This window comes from Rhizorhabdus wittichii, assembly GCF_017607425.1.
GTDB lineage: Bacteria > Pseudomonadota > Alphaproteobacteria > Sphingomonadales > Sphingomonadaceae > Rhizorhabdus > Rhizorhabdus wittichii.
Window position 1 is genome coordinate 1,879,627 of record NZ_CP059319.1, and the last position, 12,458, is coordinate 1,892,084.

Annotated in this window: 17 protein-coding genes and 1 pseudogene; 12 read left to right on the forward strand and 6 right to left on the reverse strand. The window is 68.5% G+C overall.

The genetic code is table 11. The annotated features are described in order from the left end of the window. The first annotated feature begins 70 nt into the window (after positions 1–70). The 4 genes from HRJ34_RS08840 to HRJ34_RS08855 all read left to right on the forward strand — a co-directional run bounded on the left by HRJ34_RS08840 (position 71) and on the right by HRJ34_RS08855 (position 2,937). On the forward strand, positions 71–1,213 hold the full coding sequence (locus tag HRJ34_RS08840; RefSeq protein WP_208633890.1) for a COX15/CtaA family protein: 1,143 nt from the start codon (positions 71–73) through the stop codon (positions 1,211–1,213). A 232-nt stretch (positions 1,214–1,445) separates the two neighbouring features. After that, positions 1,446–1,925 carry a 50S ribosomal protein L13 gene (rplM, locus tag HRJ34_RS08845; protein WP_012050769.1) on the forward strand — a complete coding sequence of 160 codons (480 nt, stop codon included), beginning with the start codon at positions 1,446–1,448 and terminating at the stop codon, positions 1,923–1,925. Continuing rightward, positions 1,925–2,491 (forward strand): 30S ribosomal protein S9, encoded by a 567-nt coding sequence (rpsI, locus tag HRJ34_RS08850; protein ID WP_012050768.1) that lies wholly within the window; start codon positions 1,925–1,927, stop codon positions 2,489–2,491. The genes rplM and rpsI overlap by 1 nt, the downstream gene beginning before the upstream one ends. 182 nt (positions 2,492–2,673) lie before the next feature. Then, positions 2,674–2,937 carry a hypothetical protein gene (locus HRJ34_RS08855; RefSeq protein WP_012050767.1) on the forward strand — a complete coding sequence of 88 codons (264 nt, stop codon included), beginning with the start codon at positions 2,674–2,676 and terminating at the stop codon, positions 2,935–2,937. A gap of 22 nt (positions 2,938–2,959) precedes the next feature. Here HRJ34_RS08855 and HRJ34_RS08860 read toward each other — a convergent pair whose 3' ends face one another. Further along, positions 2,960–3,352: a hypothetical protein gene (locus HRJ34_RS08860; RefSeq protein WP_012050766.1), complete on the reverse strand. Its 393-nt coding sequence runs from the start codon at positions 3,350–3,352 to the stop codon at positions 2,960–2,962. A 158-nt stretch (positions 3,353–3,510) separates the two neighbouring features. On the opposite strand from HRJ34_RS08860, the gene HRJ34_RS08865 reads away from it, so the two are divergent. The 4 genes from HRJ34_RS08865 to HRJ34_RS08880 all read left to right on the forward strand — a co-directional run bounded on the left by HRJ34_RS08865 (position 3,511) and on the right by HRJ34_RS08880 (position 6,366). Then, positions 3,511–3,843 (forward strand): hypothetical protein, encoded by a 333-nt coding sequence (locus HRJ34_RS08865; protein ID WP_012050765.1) that lies wholly within the window; start codon positions 3,511–3,513, stop codon positions 3,841–3,843. A gap of 165 nt (positions 3,844–4,008) precedes the next feature. After that, positions 4,009–4,806: a hypothetical protein gene (locus tag HRJ34_RS08870; protein ID WP_208633891.1), complete on the forward strand. Its 798-nt coding sequence runs from the start codon at positions 4,009–4,011 to the stop codon at positions 4,804–4,806. Further along, positions 4,806–5,735 (forward strand): S41 family peptidase, encoded by a 930-nt coding sequence (locus HRJ34_RS08875; RefSeq protein WP_208633892.1) that lies wholly within the window; start codon positions 4,806–4,808, stop codon positions 5,733–5,735. The genes HRJ34_RS08870 and HRJ34_RS08875 overlap by 1 nt, the downstream gene beginning before the upstream one ends. Before the next feature lie 31 nt (positions 5,736–5,766). After that, positions 5,767–6,366, forward strand: coding sequence for a TIGR02466 family protein (locus HRJ34_RS08880; protein ID WP_208633893.1), 600 nt, complete (start codon positions 5,767–5,769; stop codon positions 6,364–6,366). A gap of 149 nt (positions 6,367–6,515) precedes the next feature. On the opposite strand, the gene HRJ34_RS08885 is transcribed toward HRJ34_RS08880, so the two are convergent. The 4 genes from HRJ34_RS08885 to HRJ34_RS08900 all read right to left on the reverse strand — a co-directional run bounded on the left by HRJ34_RS08885 (position 6,516) and on the right by HRJ34_RS08900 (position 8,927). Further along, positions 6,516–7,301: a VOC family protein gene (locus HRJ34_RS08885; protein ID WP_016746439.1), complete on the reverse strand. Its 786-nt coding sequence runs from the start codon at positions 7,299–7,301 to the stop codon at positions 6,516–6,518. 14 nt (positions 7,302–7,315) lie between these two features. Continuing rightward, on the reverse strand, positions 7,316–7,786 hold the full coding sequence (locus tag HRJ34_RS08890) for a VOC family protein (RefSeq protein WP_208633894.1): 471 nt from the start codon (positions 7,784–7,786) through the stop codon (positions 7,316–7,318). A gap of 128 nt (positions 7,787–7,914) precedes the next feature. After that, positions 7,915–8,451, reverse strand: a complete 537-nt coding sequence (locus HRJ34_RS08895; RefSeq protein ID WP_012050759.1) for a GNAT family N-acetyltransferase — start codon at positions 8,449–8,451, stop codon at positions 7,915–7,917. Beyond that, positions 8,448–8,927, reverse strand: a complete 480-nt coding sequence (locus HRJ34_RS08900) for an SH3 domain-containing protein (protein WP_226949196.1) — start codon at positions 8,925–8,927, stop codon at positions 8,448–8,450. Before HRJ34_RS08900 ends, HRJ34_RS08895 begins: the two co-directional genes overlap by 4 nt. Positions 8,928–9,047: 120 nt before the next feature. Between HRJ34_RS08900 and HRJ34_RS08905 the strand changes: the two genes are divergently transcribed. Together HRJ34_RS08905 and HRJ34_RS08910 are read left to right on the forward strand one after the other, a co-directional pair. Next, complete coding sequence (locus HRJ34_RS08905) at positions 9,048–10,046, forward strand: 2-hydroxyacid dehydrogenase (RefSeq protein ID WP_012050757.1); 999 nt, start codon at positions 9,048–9,050, stop codon at positions 10,044–10,046. Positions 10,047–10,180: 134 nt separating this feature from the next. Continuing rightward, positions 10,181–10,471, forward strand: a complete 291-nt coding sequence (locus HRJ34_RS08910) for a hypothetical protein (RefSeq protein ID WP_012050756.1) — start codon at positions 10,181–10,183, stop codon at positions 10,469–10,471. A 77-nt stretch (positions 10,472–10,548) separates the two neighbouring features. Here HRJ34_RS08910 and HRJ34_RS08915 read toward each other — a convergent pair whose 3' ends face one another. Beyond that, entirely contained in the window at positions 10,549–11,376 is an 828-nt protein-coding gene (locus HRJ34_RS08915) for an ABC transporter permease (RefSeq protein WP_029548874.1), read from the reverse strand. A gap of 80 nt (positions 11,377–11,456) precedes the next feature. Between HRJ34_RS08915 and HRJ34_RS08920 the strand changes: the two are divergent. Together HRJ34_RS08920 and HRJ34_RS08925 are read left to right on the forward strand one after the other, a co-directional pair. Further along, positions 11,457–12,103 (forward strand): annotated as a pseudogene (locus tag HRJ34_RS08920) (GcrA family cell cycle regulator). Positions 12,104–12,134: 31 nt separating this feature from the next. After that, the gene (locus HRJ34_RS08925) at positions 12,135–12,440 is read left to right on the forward strand and encodes an I78 family peptidase inhibitor (protein ID WP_012050753.1); all 306 of its coding nucleotides are present in this window, start codon (positions 12,135–12,137) and stop codon (positions 12,438–12,440) included. The last annotated feature ends 18 nt before the right edge of the window (positions 12,441–12,458 follow it).

The following is a 12,458-nucleotide window of genomic DNA, read 5'->3' on the forward strand; positions in this document are numbered from 1 at the left end:
CCGCCATGCCAGCGGAGGCTGGCATCCATGTCTGTCGTCTTCTCAGATGTCATTTCGGGTGAAAAGAGACATGGACCCCAGCCTCCGCTGGGGTGGCGTGGAAGAGAGTGGAAAGGGTCATCGTCCGCCATACTTGATCCCCGCGGTCCGCTGGCGCATGAGCGCGGCCATGTCGATCCTCGCCCGTCCCGCCGCTCCCTCGCCCCGCCCCAACGCCCTGGCCAACTGGCTGCTGCTGGTGGCGGTGCTGGTGTTCGCGATCGTCGTCGTCGGCGGCATCACCCGGCTGACCGAGTCGGGCCTGTCGATCACCGAGTGGAAGCCGGTGCGCGGCATCGTCCCGCCGCTCAACCAAGCCGAATGGCTGGCCGAGTTCGAGAATTACAAGCGCATCCCGCAATATGCCGCCTTCAACCTCCACATGACGCTGGAGGGATTCAAGGCGATCTATTTCTGGGAATATATGCACCGGCTGCTCGCGCGCGGCATCGGCGCGGTGCTGGCCGGCGTCATGATCGTCGCCTGGTGGAAGCGCGCGATCCCGGCCGGCTATGGCTGGCGGATGATCGGCATCTTCGCGCTCGGCGGGCTGCAGGGCGCGATCGGCTGGTGGATGGTCTATTCGGGCCTGTCGGTGCGGACCGAGGTCAGCCATATCCGCCTCGCCACCCACCTGATCGCCGCGCTGCTGATCTTCTCGGCATTGGTCTGGACGGTGCTCGACCTGCGCCGGCTGGCGCGCGATCCCGATGCCCGCCCGGCGCGGCCGACCGCCCTCGCCGTCGCCGCCGTGCTGACCCTGGCGGTGCAGATCATGCTCGGCGCCTTCGTCGCGGGCCTGCGCGCGGGCTATGCCTTCGCGACCTGGCCGAAGATGGGCGACGAATGGTTCCCCGCCGGCGGATGGAACGTGGCGCAGGGCCTCGCCAATCTCCACGAAAACCCGATCGTCGTGCAGTTCGTCCATCGCTGGTGGGCCTGGGCCGCGGCGATCGCCGCGCTCGCCGTCGCCCGCGCGGCGCGCAAGCGGGGCGCGGTCGGCCCGGTCCACGCGGTCGCCACCCTGATCGTCGTCCAGATCGCCCTCGGCATCGCGACGCTGCTCACCGGCGTCGACATCGCCGTCGCGGTCGCGCACCAGGCGGTGGCGGTGCTGCTGCTGGCCGCGCTGCTGTGGGCCGGGCACGGTCTGGACAAGCCAAAGGTATCATAATACCTCATTAAAATAAGCCCATTTTCCTTGACTCTTTCGGGGCCCGCGCGCATTAGCGCTCCGTCAACGCCGCTCCCAGAGCCTGATCGTTTTTGAGGAGGAAGCGCTCCGCGCTTCCGCCGATGACGTGAATCAGGCTCTATCCAAAAGGCTAGACATTGGTCGCCGTGCGACCAATGTCGGGGGGCGGCGTCGTTCATTTGGAACGATCGAAACAAGAAGGTCCAGGCCCATGAAGGCGCTCATGAAGACCACCAAGGTGGCGACCCCCGCCACGGTGGAAAAGAAGTGGCACATCGTCGACGCGGAAGGGCTGATCGTCGGCCGCGCCGCCTCGATCATCGCCAATATCCTGCGCGGCAAGCACAAGCCGAGCTACACCCCGTTCATCGATTGCGGCGACAACGTCATCGTCATCAATGCGGAGAAGGTGCGCTTCACCGGCAAGAAGCTGACCCAGAAGGTCTATTATCGCCACACCGGCTATGCCGGCGGCATCAAGGAAGCCCGCGCGGACAAGGTCCTCGACGGCCGCTTCCCCGAGCGCGTGCTGGAAAAGGCGATCGAGCGCATGATCCCGCGCGGCCCGCTCGGCCGCCAGCAGATGCGCAACCTGCGCATCTTCAAGGGCGCGGAGCATCCGCACGCCGCCCAGAACCCTGAAGTCCTCGACATCGCGTCGATGAACCGCAAGAACAAGGTGGGCGCATAATGTCCGACAACCGCCAGTCCCTTTCCGATCTCGCCGCGCTGACCAGCGCGGCGCCCGCCCCGGCCGCTCCCGTCGATGCGGCGCCCGCTGCCGCCGCGCCGGCTGACGAAGCCGCGGCTCCGGTCGTCGCCGCTCCCATCCTGCCGACCACTCCGCTCCGCGAGCAGGAGATCGACGCGCAGGGCCGTGCCTATGCGACCGGCCGCCGCAAGGACGCCGTCGCCCGCGTGTGGCTGAAGCCCGGCACCGGCAAGATCACGGTCAACGGCCGTGACCAGGAAGTCTATTTCGCGCGTCCGACGCTGCGCCTCGTCATCAACCAGCCGTTCGGCGTCGCCGAGCGCGAGGGCCAGTATGACGTCGTCGCCACCGTCAAGGGCGGCGGCCTTTCGGGCCAGGCCGGCGCGGTCAAGCATGGCATCAGCCAGGCGCTGACCAAGTATGAGCCGATCCTGCGCGCGCCGGTGAAGGCCGCCGGCTTCCTGACCCGCGACAGCCGCGCGGTCGAGCGCAAGAAGTACGGCAAGGCGAAGGCCCGCCGCAGCTTCCAGTTCTCGAAGCGCTGATCCCAGCCCTTCGATACCGCGAAGAAACGAGAAACGCCGGGGGTCCTCCCCCGGCGTTTTTCTTTGCGCGCCCGACGGCGCCGATCGCCACGGATGCGGATAGTTTACTTTTTCTGGGAGCCGGGCGGGTGTAATCAGCGGACGAAAGTTGGTTGCGTATCTGTAAGCTCGAGGATCGAACGATGTTCAGGACGTTGGCCGTCACCCTGGCGATCATCAGCGGCACCGGCGCCATGGCGCAGCCGTCGATCGACCTCCACCCGCGGACGCCGGTCGCGCCGCAGCAGGCCGACGCCCCGATCATCCCCTATGCGATGTCCGGTCCCGTCCAAGTCCGCGTCCGCGCGCCGCGCGACGCCGCCCTGATCGCGGCCTATCGAGACAATATCGCGGTCCAGCGCGAGCTGGCCTATCACGACACCGGCGAGGACCTGTCCGCCGAATAGCCTCGGCCGGAGTCGAGAGGCGTCAGCCCTTCTTCTTCGTATAGGGCACGAACTTGCCGAGACCGAGCGAACCGCTCGGGAAGCGGCTCGTCTGGTCGATCAGCCGGACGATATCGATGCTGCACAGGTTGGAGCTGTGCGTGTCGGTCAGCAAGATATCGTTGCGGTCGAGGAAGTTCGCCCCCGACGCCGGCCGGTTGAGGTACCAGGTGCTGCCGACCTTGTAGAGGATCGCGGTCCGGTCGAAGATCTCGGTCGACTGGATCTGGCGCAGCGGGATGCAATCGACCGGCTTGCCGGCCACCCGCCCCTCGAGCGCCTTGGCGATCCGGGCTTCGGGATCCGGCCGGGCCGCCTGGGCCGGCAAGGTCGTCGTCATCAACATAGCGCCGATTAAGCACAGAGTAGCGCGCATGACATGGTCTCCACTTCCGCGAGCAATATGCGGTTCAGCTACTGAACCTTCAATGAGCAGGACGGAGCCAGGCAACTATTTCCTTGCTCCGGAATGAACGCCGGAACCGGGTCGTTTCTCGCCCGTTACCGGTATCGGATTTTGAAGGAGTACCTGCCATGAAGAAACTGTTCGTCCTTGGCAGCGCCGCCCTGCTCTCGATGGGCGCCGTCGCTGCGCCCGCCTCGGCGCAGAGCGCCTCGCACATCCTGCGCGGCGCGGGCATCGGCGCCGCCGGCGGCGTGATCGCCGGCGCGGTCATCCCCGGCCTCTCGATCGGCGAAGGCGCGCTGGTCGGCGGCGCGGGCGGCGTACTGTACAACACGCTGATCAACAAGGAACACCGCACCTATCGCGGTCGCAGCTATCGCGGCACCACCCGCTACAGCAGCAGCCGCAGCGCCCGCACGGTCGCGGCGACCCCACAATATCGCAGCTATCGCGCCAACTGACGGCGGCCGATAGATGCCCGGCGCGGCAGCTGCCTGGCGCCGGTCACTGCTGCGCCGTCCGCTCCTGGCGACGACATCCCCGCCGCCGCCCGGCAACCTCCACCTCACCGGCGAGCTCCGGCTCGACCAGAACGATCCGGTGATCGGGAGGTCCGGATCGGCGACGTGCCGCTGCGGTTGCGCGTCGCGCTCGACCAGAAGCGGCTGATCGAACTCAATCCCGATGCCGCCGACCGGCTCGCCGCCGATCCGCCCGATCGCCGCTTCCGCTTCGAATCGGGCTTCGACGCGCTGGTCGGGCGCGAGACGCTGAAGGGCATCCAGGCGGCCGCGCCGGTCACCCTCAACGGCCGGCGCATGCTGGTGACGGTCGCGTCGCACGGCCGCGACTGTTGCGCCGGGGTCGACGGGGAGATCGGGATCGGCCTGCTCCCCTATGCGACGATCCGCTTCGAGCGGCCGGGTGCGCCCCCGCCCGAACGGACCGCCGATTTCCTGATCGACGACAATGACGAGCACGGCCCCCAGGCCGCCATCGCGATGGGTCGCGACACCATCTTCGTCCAATTCTCGTTGCAACGCCCCGAAAGCGTCGCCACCGCCTCGGCCGGCGCGATCCTCGCGCGGGCGCAGGGTGGCCGGCTGACGGACGGCGGATCGGTGGTCGCGGCGTTCGGCATCGAACGCCCGATCTCGACCCTGGACTTCGACCGGCCCGCCGCGATCGCCGGTTTCCCCTATCCGCGGATCGCGGTGCGCACCGCCGATTTCGGCGGGCGCCACGCCTTCCCTGTCGATCCGTCCGAACCGCAGGACATCGTCGTCGCGAAGAAGGTCCCGCTGCAGGAGGCGTGGCCGGTCGTGCTGGTCGCGCGCGACCGGCTCGATCGCTGCGGCGAGGCCGCCTATGACGGGAACCGCCACATATTGACGCTGCGCTGCGCCGCCGAAGGAGAGGATTGATGCGCGCCCTGCCCCGCCTCGCCCTGCTGGCGAGCCTGCTCGTCGCGGCGAACGGCCCCGCCCTCGCGCGGGAGGACTCGCTCAACGAACGCGTGTTCGACCGCGCCTGGGAACTGGTCGCCGACCGCTATTGGGACCCGAAGATGGGCGGCAACGACTGGGGCCTGATCCGCGACCGCTTCTACCCGCAGGCGATCGCCGCGCGCGGCGAGAAGCAGCTCTACGCGGTGATCAACCGGATGCTCGACCAGCTCGACGACAGCCATGTCTATGCGATCAGCCCGAGCGAGCTCGCGCGGTCGAAGGAGCCGCCGGAGGACGGCGACGAACCCTCCGCGCGGCGCATGGCGCGGCTCGACGGCGGGCTGCTGCTGCTCGCCTTCGACCAGTTCGATCCGGGCGACGACCGCTGGGTCCGGCAGGCGATCGCGGAGACGCCCGGCCTGCGCGGCGTGATCCTCGACCTGCGCAACAACAGCGGCGGGCGCGACGACGTGCTCGACAGGATCGCCGGCACCTTCACCCGCGAGCGGCGGGTGCTGGTCCGGTTGAGCGGGAAGCGCGACATCGAGGAGAAGACGCGCGGATCGGGCGCCAGCGCCTATCTCGGCCCGCTCGCGGTGATCGTCGGCCCCGACACGGCGAGCGCGGCGGAGATACTGGCCTATTTCCTCGACGAGAACGGCGCCTTCACCGTCGGCCAGCGCAGCGCGGGGGCGGTGACCGGCGGCGTCGACCACGGCCTGCCCGGCGGCGGGCGCATCACCATAGCCGAATATGACGTCCGCACCGCCAGCGGCAAGCGGCTCGAAGGCGACGGCTTCACCCCGCGCTACCGCGTGTCGGCGGCGAAGAAGCCCAACGATCTGGCGTTGGCCAGGGCGGTGGCGCTGCTCAAGGGCGCCGGCCCTCGCGAAGCTCGCCCTTGAACTGCGCCCGTGCCCATGCTTGGGGCGACGCATGGCCATCCGCACCCTCTTCGTCACCCGCCTCTACGAGGCGATGATCGACAATCCCGCGCTGATCGAGGAACTGGAGGACTCGGTCCGCATGCTCGCCGCGGAGGACCGGGCGGGCCAGGGCTGGTCGAAGGCGCACGGCTATCGCGGCTACACCTCCTATGCGTCGCTCAACGACCTGCCCGCGCGCGATCCGGTGATCGCCGATCTCGTGAAGCTGCTCAACGGCCATGTCCACCGCTTCGCCGAGGAGTCCCATCTCGACCTCGGCCGCCGGCTCCGGCTCGACAGCCTGTGGGTCAACCTGATGAAGCCGGGCGCGACCCATTCGGGCCATATCCACCCGCACAGCGTGGTTTCCGGCACCTTCTACGTCTGCGTGCCGCCGGGATCGGGCGGGCTGAAGCTGGAGGACCCGCGCCTGCCGCTGATGATGGCCGCCCCGCCGCGCACCCCCGACGCGCCCGAGGACAGCCGCAGCTTCGTCTATGCCGAGCCGAAGCCCGGCATGGTCCTGCTCTGGGAAAGCTGGCTGCGCCACGAGGTGCCGCCCAGCACAGCCAAGGGCGACCGGATCAGCATCAGTTTCAACTATAGCTGATCGACCCGCCCTAATCGGGCCAGACAGCCACCAACAACCATCGTCATTCCCGCGAAAGCGGGAATCCATGGACGGCGGCACCTCGCGTCAAATAGCGTCCCGTGACCGTGGATTCCCGCTTCCGCGGGAATGACGGACAAAGGCAGCCCTCACCCTGCCTTCGGACCGGCGATCGAGAACATCGCGCCCTGCGGGTCGAGCGCGTTGATGATCCAGGCGCCGCCCGGAACCTCCTGCGGGCCGAACAGCACGCTGCCGCCGTTCGCCGCGATCCGGCCCTGCGCCGCGTCGATGTCGTCGACATGGAAATAGAAGGTCCAATAGGGATTGGGCGCCTGCGCGTCGGTCATCATCCCGCCGACGGTGACGCCGCATTCGGTCGGCCCCGACACCGGCTCCATCGCGAACATCTGATAGGTGCCCATCGGCCCCATATCGAGCGCGTCGGTGGCCGACCAGCCAAACTGGCCGGCGTAGAAACCGAACCCGGCCTTGCCGTCGCTGCTGTGCAGCTCGTGCCAGTCGATCGCGCCGACCGTGCCCATCGGCACCGGCGGCATGTCCTCGCCCTCGGGCTGCATCAGGTTGAACATCGCGCCCTGGGGATCGGCGCAGACCGCGAAGCGGCCGATGTTCGGGATCATCTGCGGCTCGCGATAGACCTTGCCGCCGCCCGCGCGGACCTTCGCCACCGCCGCGTCGATGTCGCCGACATGGACATAGCCGGCCCAGCAGGGCTTCATGCCCTGGTCGCAGGCTTCCTTGGGGATCGCCATGATCCCGCCGACGCCGCGGCCGCCAGCCTCGACGATCACATAGGGGTCCTCGGCCGGGCCGTAGGGCGACAGCGTCCAGCCGATCACCTCCTTGTAGAAGGCTTCGGCCGCGGCGCGGTCATCGGTCATCAGTTCGTACCAAAAGAATTTGCTGGCCATGTCGTCTCTCCCGTTCAGGCGTTGGCGACGGCCTTTTCGAGCGTCGCGATGTCGATCTTCACCATCTTGAACACTTCGGTCGTGGCGGCCTTCGACTTGGCCGGGTCCGCGAGGATCGCTCCCATGTTCTCGGGCACGATCTGCCAGTGCAGGCCGTAGCGGTCGGCGAGCCAGCCGCACTGCTGCGCAGCGCCGCCGGCCAGCAGCCCGTCCCACACCCGGTCGAGCTCCGCCTGGTCGCGCGCGGCGAACGACATCGATACCGCAAGGCCATATTCGGCGTCCATGCCGCCGTTGAGCGCCTGCAACTTCTGGCCGGCCAGGGTGAACTCGACCAGCAGCACGTCGCCGACCTTGGGGCCGGGCGAATCGACGGTGGCGTGGTGGACGGCGTCGACATGGGAATCGGGCAGGATCGAGCAGTAGAAGCGCGCGGCCTCCTCGGCCTGGTCCTTGAACCACAGGCAGGGGGTAATCCGGGACATGGCATCCTCCTTCGTCACGATGCGATCGATGGGGCCGCCTGCCCCAACGCCGCTACGACGAACCCGTCGACCCTTATCCGACAGCCCTGCGAAATTTTTGCGACGGCCCGGGGCCGCCGCCGGTCGGATCACCCGTGCGCCGAAGCAAAGCGCCGCAGCTTGAGGATCGGCTTGCCCTTATACTCGGCATTGCCGATCGGATGATAGCCCAGCTTCTCGGCCACGCGCAGCGACGGCCCGTTGGCCGGATCGATGATGCAGACGGTGCGATCGGGCGAGAAGGCGACCTCCATCCAGCGCAGCGCCGCCTGCGCCGCCTCGGTCGCATAGCCGCGGCCATGGACCTCGGTCGACATCATCCAGGCCATTTCGGGGAAGGGATCGAAATCATCGCCCAGGCCCCGATGGAAATCGGCGAGGCCGACCTCCCCGACCACCCGGCCGCTCAGCTTCTCCTCGACGATCAGCAGGCCGTAGCCGAGCAGCGACCAATGGCCCGCGAAACGCAGCAGCCGGTGCCACGTATCCTCGCGGCTCATCGGGTTCTGGTAGATCATCCGCACCGCCTCGGGATCGCTGGTCAGCGCGCAGCAATCCTCATAGTCGCTGATCCGGTGCGGGCGCAGGACGAGCCGCGCCGTTTCGATGGTCGGGCCCAGGCTCACTCGACCACCTCTCCCGGATCGACGCCATAGATATGCTCGATCTGGATGTAGCCGCGCTTGCCGCCGACGTCGAACAGGCACCAGTCGCTCTCGCACTTGCTGATGCGGCCGACGACGCCGGGCTCGGCGCGCCAGTTGAGGCCGGAACCGGTGCTGGGATCGGCATGCATCTCCGCCGGCGCGTCGCCGGTGACGACGGCGGTGCGGGTCGCGCTCAGCAGCGTCGCGAGCATCCAGCCCTCGGTCCCGTCCTGCTCGCGGATGCGGCGCCAGTTGCCGTAGACCTGCACCACCTGCACCGGCAGGTCGCGGCGGCGATAGCGCCAGGTGGCGGGATAGGTGCGCTCGGGCCCGGTGCGGAGCAGCGCGTCGCCGGTCGCGATCGACGCCCAATAGGGTACGCGGCGCTCCTGCGCCTCCCCCGCCCCCGCGATCAGCAGAGCCCCCAGCAACGTCCAACCCAGCTTCTTCACCATCATTCCCCAATCGGCTCCTGTCGCCATAGTAGAGGGCGGCCATCGCGGTTCAAGGGCCTCGGGCCCGAGAGTCGAGACGCTCTGCTTGCGCTCGGGGCCGGGCGGGATTAGCGACAGCCCATGGCCAAGCAAGATCGCCCCCGCCGTCCCAGGCTGGTCGTCACCCGGCGCCTCCCCCCGCAGATCGAGGCGCGGATGAGCGAGCTGTTCGACGTCGAGCTGAGCGAGGGCGACCTTGCGCTGAACCCCCAGGCGCTCGCCGCCGCCGCCGCGCGCTGCGACGTGCTGGTCCCGACGATCACCGATCATGTCGACGCCGCCGTCATCGCGGCGGGCCGGGGCCGGCTGCAACTGATCGCCAATTTCGGCAACGGCGTCGACCATATCGACCTGAAAGCCGCGCGCGCCGCCGGCGTCATCGTCACCAACACCCCCGGCGTCCTGACCGAGGACACCGCCGACATGACGATGGCGCTGATCCTGTCGGTGCCCCGGCGGCTGGCCGAGGGCGAGAAGCTGGTGCGGTCGGGAAGCTGGACCGGCTGGAGCCCGGCGTCGATGCTCGGCCACCGTGTCTCGGGCAAGCGGCTCGGCATCGTCGGCATGGGCCGGATCGGCCGCGCCGTCGCCCGCCGCGCCGCCGCGTTCCACCTGACGGTGAGCTATCACAACCGCCATCGCCTGCCCGAGGCGGTCGAGCAGGAGCTTGCCGCGCGCTACGAGCCCGATCTCGACCGGCTGCTGGTCGACAGCGACATCGTCACGATCCACTGCCCGCACACGCCCGAGACCGAGAACCTCATCGACGCGCGGCGGCTCGCGCTGCTGCCCGAGCATCTCTACCTGATCAACACCGCGCGCGGCCCGATCATCGACGAGGAAGCGCTGCTCGACCGGCTCGAACGCGGCGCGATCGCCGGCGCCGGCCTCGACGTCTTCGCGCACGAGCCGGCGATCGATCCCCGGCTGCTCGCGCTCGACAATGTCGTGCTGCTGCCGCACATGGGATCGGCCACCTTCGAAGGGCGCGCCGAGACCGGCGAGCGGGTGATCGCCAATATCCGCCAATGGGCCGACGGCCACCGCCCGCGCGACCAGGTGTTCGAAGGCTGGGTTTGAAGCCCCAGGATGAACGACGCTTTCAGCGGGCGTTCAGTTGGCCTTTCCTATACGAAACAACGCCGGGTGAACGGCGGAACCCATGTCGGGCGACCACGTTTGTCAGGCACGCGTTTGCAGGAAGGGAAGTAGTCATGAAGACGATCAAGATCATTGCGGCGGTATCCGCCCTGTCGGTCGCCGGTGCGGGCGCTCCCGCCTTTGCGCAGAGCGCCGAACATATTCTGCGTGGCGCCGGCATCGGCGCCGCGGGCGGCGTGGTCGCCGGTGCGGTGATCCCGGGCCTGTCGGTGGGCGAAGGCGCCCTGATCGGCGGCGCGGGCGGCGCGCTGGTCAACACCCTCAACAAGGAACGCCGCTATTATCGCGATAGCCACGGCCGGAAATACTACATCGATAAGCACGGCCGCCGCCGCTACAAGTGAGCCGAAAAGCCCCGGTTCTTGCCGGGGCTTTTTTTTGATTGGGCCTCAGGCGCCCGGCGCCTGAGGCTCAAACAAAATCAACTCTTGATCTTCCAGCCGCGGTCGAGCGCCACATAATTGGCCCAGACCAGCAGCAGGTTGATCACCAGCAGGCTGATCGCGCCGATCAGCACCGGCGAGTCGGCGGTGCCGATGAAGCCGTAGCGGAAGCCCGAGATCACGTAGAAGAACGGGTTGGCGTGGCTCAGCGCCTGGAACACGCCGTGCAGGTTCTCGATAGAATAGAAGGTGCCGGACAGCAGCGACAGCGGCCCGACCACGAAATTCTGGATCGCGGCGCTATGGTCGAACTTGTCCGCCCAGATCGAGGTGAGCACCCCGATCAGGCTGAGCAGCATCGATCCCATCAGCCCGAACCACAGCACGGCGGCCGGATGGACCGGGATCACGTCGACCCCCGGCCAGAACAGCATCGCCACCCACAGCGCCAGTCCGACCAGGATCGCGCGGGTCACCGCCGCGCCGACCAGCGCGGCCAGCATCTCGCCGGTCGACAGGGGCGGCATCAGATAATCGATGATCGTCCCCTGCATCTTGCCGACCAGCAGCGAGAAGCTGGAATTGGCGAAGGCGGCGTTCATCATGCCCATCACGATCAGGCCCGGCGCGACGAAGGTCGCGAAGGGATGCCCCATCACTTCCCGCCCGCCGCGGCCGAGCGCGACGGTGAAAATGATCAGGTACAGCAGGGTGGTGAAGGCCGGGGCCCAGATTGTCTGAAGCTGGACCTTGAAGAAACGCTTCACCTCCTTCACATAGAGGGCGCGCATTCCCCCCCAGTTGAAGAACGGGATCACCGGCTCGCCGGGCGTGGGAATCACGAATTTTTTGGGCTGGTCGCTCATGGGCATTTCGCCTATCGGCTCCCCGCCCCGCCTGCAAGAGCCTGGGGACGCCCAGGCGCGGGCGCAGACGAGGTGAAAGCATGTCCTGGACGGAAGAACGGATAGACCAGCTCAAGCGCCTGTGGGGGCAGGGGATGACGGCGAGCCAGATCGCCGACGAGCTGGGCGGCGTCAGCCGTAACGCGGTGATCGGCAAGGCCCATCGCCTCGACCTCGAGGCGCGTCCCTCCCCGGTGAAGGGGCGATGCCCCCGTCGGCGCGCCAGCGCCGCCGCCGCGACGCCCCCCCGAAAGAGGCGGCCGCGCCGCCGCCGCGCCGGCCGACGCCCGCCCCGGCCCCGGTGTCGCCGCCCGGCCGCCGCCGCTCCGCCCCTGCGCCGACGACGCCGCAGCCGATCGTCCGCTCCGATCGGCCCGGCGGTTTCCAGCGCCAGTCGCCCGGCGAGCAGAGCAGCCCGATCCCGCCGGCGCCGCCGCGCCGCCTGGTCCCCGCCAAGCCTTCGGCGGAGATGGCGGACAAGACCAGCCTGCTCGAACTCAACGACAAGGTCTGCAAATGGCCGCTCGGCCATCCGGGCGAGCCGGACTTCCATTTCTGCGGCGATCCGATCAACCCCGGCTTCCCCTATTGCCTCGAGCATTGCTCGGTCGCCTATCAGGCGCAGCTGCCGCGCCGCGACCGCCGGCCGCCGCCGCCCTTGCCCTTTGGCGGTCCGCGCGTCAGATAATCCCTTTCGCAACATCGCGAGGGGAAGATCGATGCGGACATGGGTGATCGGGCTGTCGGCGCTGGCGCTGGGCGGATGCACGGCGACGGTATCGGAACCGGGCCAGTCGGTGCCTGAATCGAACGCCGTGCCGCCGGTCGCCTGCGCACCCGCCCGGGCCGAGGCCTTCGTCGGCCAGAACGGCCAGGCCGTCGCCGAACAGGCCCGCACCGCAGCCGGCGCCAAGACGGTGCGCGTGATCGCGCCCGGCCAGGCGGTGACGATGGACTATCGCACCGACCGGCTGAACGTCGAGACCGACGCGGCGGGCAATGTCGTGAAGGTCTATTGCGGCTGACCGGAGGTCGCGCCGCCA

Excerpts from the sequence above, each read along its gene's own strand:
- HRJ34_RS08840 (WP_208633890.1), top strand. The coding sequence starts at position 71 with ATGGACCCCAGCCTCCGCTGGGGTGGCGTGGAAGAGAGTGGAAAGGGT.
- rplM (WP_012050769.1), top strand. The coding sequence starts at position 1,446 with ATGAAGGCGCTCATGAAGACCACCAAGGTGGCGACCCCCGCCACGGTG.
- rpsI (WP_012050768.1), top strand. The coding sequence starts at position 1,925 with ATGTCCGACAACCGCCAGTCCCTTTCCGATCTCGCCGCGCTGACCAGC.
- HRJ34_RS08855 (WP_012050767.1), top strand. The coding sequence starts at position 2,674 with ATGTTCAGGACGTTGGCCGTCACCCTGGCGATCATCAGCGGCACCGGC.
- HRJ34_RS08860 (WP_012050766.1), bottom strand. The coding sequence starts at position 3,352 with ATGCGCGCTACTCTGTGCTTAATCGGCGCTATGTTGATGACGACGACC.
- HRJ34_RS08865 (WP_012050765.1), top strand. The coding sequence starts at position 3,511 with ATGAAGAAACTGTTCGTCCTTGGCAGCGCCGCCCTGCTCTCGATGGGC.
- HRJ34_RS08875 (WP_208633892.1), top strand. The coding sequence starts at position 4,806 with ATGCGCGCCCTGCCCCGCCTCGCCCTGCTGGCGAGCCTGCTCGTCGCG.
- HRJ34_RS08880 (WP_208633893.1), top strand. The coding sequence starts at position 5,767 with ATGGCCATCCGCACCCTCTTCGTCACCCGCCTCTACGAGGCGATGATC.
- HRJ34_RS08885 (WP_016746439.1), bottom strand. The coding sequence starts at position 7,301 with ATGGCCAGCAAATTCTTTTGGTACGAACTGATGACCGATGACCGCGCC.
- HRJ34_RS08890 (WP_208633894.1), bottom strand. The coding sequence starts at position 7,786 with ATGTCCCGGATTACCCCCTGCCTGTGGTTCAAGGACCAGGCCGAGGAG.
- HRJ34_RS08900 (WP_226949196.1), bottom strand. The coding sequence starts at position 8,927 with ATGGTGAAGAAGCTGGGTTGGACGTTGCTGGGGGCTCTGCTGATCGCG.
- HRJ34_RS08905 (WP_012050757.1), top strand. The coding sequence starts at position 9,048 with ATGGCCAAGCAAGATCGCCCCCGCCGTCCCAGGCTGGTCGTCACCCGG.
- HRJ34_RS08910 (WP_012050756.1), top strand. The coding sequence starts at position 10,181 with ATGAAGACGATCAAGATCATTGCGGCGGTATCCGCCCTGTCGGTCGCC.
- HRJ34_RS08915 (WP_029548874.1), bottom strand. The coding sequence starts at position 11,376 with ATGAGCGACCAGCCCAAAAAATTCGTGATTCCCACGCCCGGCGAGCCG.
- HRJ34_RS08925 (WP_012050753.1), top strand. The coding sequence starts at position 12,135 with ATGCGGACATGGGTGATCGGGCTGTCGGCGCTGGCGCTGGGCGGATGC.